This is a genomic window from Chloroflexota bacterium (genome assembly GCA_015478725.1).
Classification (GTDB): domain Bacteria; phylum Chloroflexota; class Limnocylindria; order Limnocylindrales; family CSP1-4; genus C-114.
The window spans coordinates 1-1242 of record JADMIG010000133.1 but is presented as its reverse complement, the minus strand read 5'-3'; the positions used below and the strand labels follow the sequence as shown (position 1 = coordinate 1242).

Here is a 1242-nt window from a genome sequence, read left to right as displayed (position 1 = left end):
TAGAACCCCGGGGAACCTGCTGGCCCATCGCCGGACTGAGGTTCCCCGGGGAAGTCCAATAGAACCCCGGGGAACCTGCTGGCCCATCGCCGGACTGAGGTTCCCCGGGGAAGTTTGACTCCATTCACCGGGCAGCTACAATCAGCCCACATGCGCGATGAACTGATCCTCCGCGCCTTAGCCGACGGGGCCACGAGGACCGTCGAAGTCGCCGCGCGCTCAGGGCTGCCGCGCGAGACAGTTCGCCGCGGCCTCCTGCACCTGATCAAGGCCGGCCACGTCTACTCGCCCGAGTACAGCAGCTACCATCTGTCGGCCCTCGGCCAGACGGTCGCGGACGGCCTCCGATCGACGGCCGGCCAACCGGCCGCCAGGCGTCCTGCTCGCCCGCCGCAGCCCGCCCGGCAGGCGGACGACGGCCTGTCCCACGTCATCGGCCCGGGGTCGCAGGCCGGATCGGGTTCCAAGGTCACGACACCCACGTCCGCGGCGACCACGCCGGTCGCCCCGCAGTCCTCCCCGGCCCGATCATCGACGGCAGCGCGACCGCCGTTCGTCGTCGGCGGCGTCCTCGTCCCGGACGACGGCTTCTCCCACGTCATTGATGGCTCGTTGCCACTACCCACGTCCGCCCCGAGGGCGATCGCCACGACCGATGTGGTGACCACGTCGGTCGCACGTCCGGCCTCGCGGCCCCGCTCATCGACGGCAGCTCCACGACCCGCGCCCATTGGAACCGCGCCGTCGGTCGACCGCCTCGTCGACGACCGCACTGCCCATGACGACGCCGAGACGACGATCGCGGCGGACGCCGGCACGATCGACTTGGGCACCGTCGCGGCGGGGGCGCTCGTCATCGGCGCCGTCGGCCTCGCCGTCTGGAAGGGTCCGGCCATCGCCGCCGCTCTCGGGACTGCGGGGACGGCGCAGCGCGACGAGGCCCCCCGTCAGGCCGCAGTTATCCCAGGCCTGGACGCCCGTCGCGGGGCGAAGGGGCTCTAGCCGGCCGCCGGCATGGCTTCGGTAGCCGACCTCAGGCGCACCGGATCCGGCATGGGCGGGATCCGGTAGGCCGCGATCGTCTCGCGGCCGTTGGTCGTGACGATCCTCGATGCAGTCCCCGGGGAACACGGCACATCGCCCGCAGCGTCCCGGCAGGCCAGCCGCTCGTGTCCAGGCCGGCCCACAAGGGCAGCCCTGCCTCAGGCCCGCATTCGTGCGGCGGACGGTCCCCACCCGGGC

1 protein-coding gene is annotated in these 1242 nt (G+C 72.5%); it reads left to right on the top strand.

Going from position 1 to position 1242, the window contains the following annotated elements; all coding sequences use genetic code 11:
• Positions 1 to 150 precede the first annotated feature (150 nt).
• Positions 151 to 1002 (top strand): hypothetical protein, encoded by an 852-nt coding sequence (locus IVW53_16110; GenBank protein ID MBF6607084.1) that lies wholly within the window; start codon positions 151 to 153, stop codon positions 1000 to 1002.
• Positions 1003 to 1242: the final 240 nt, after the last annotated feature.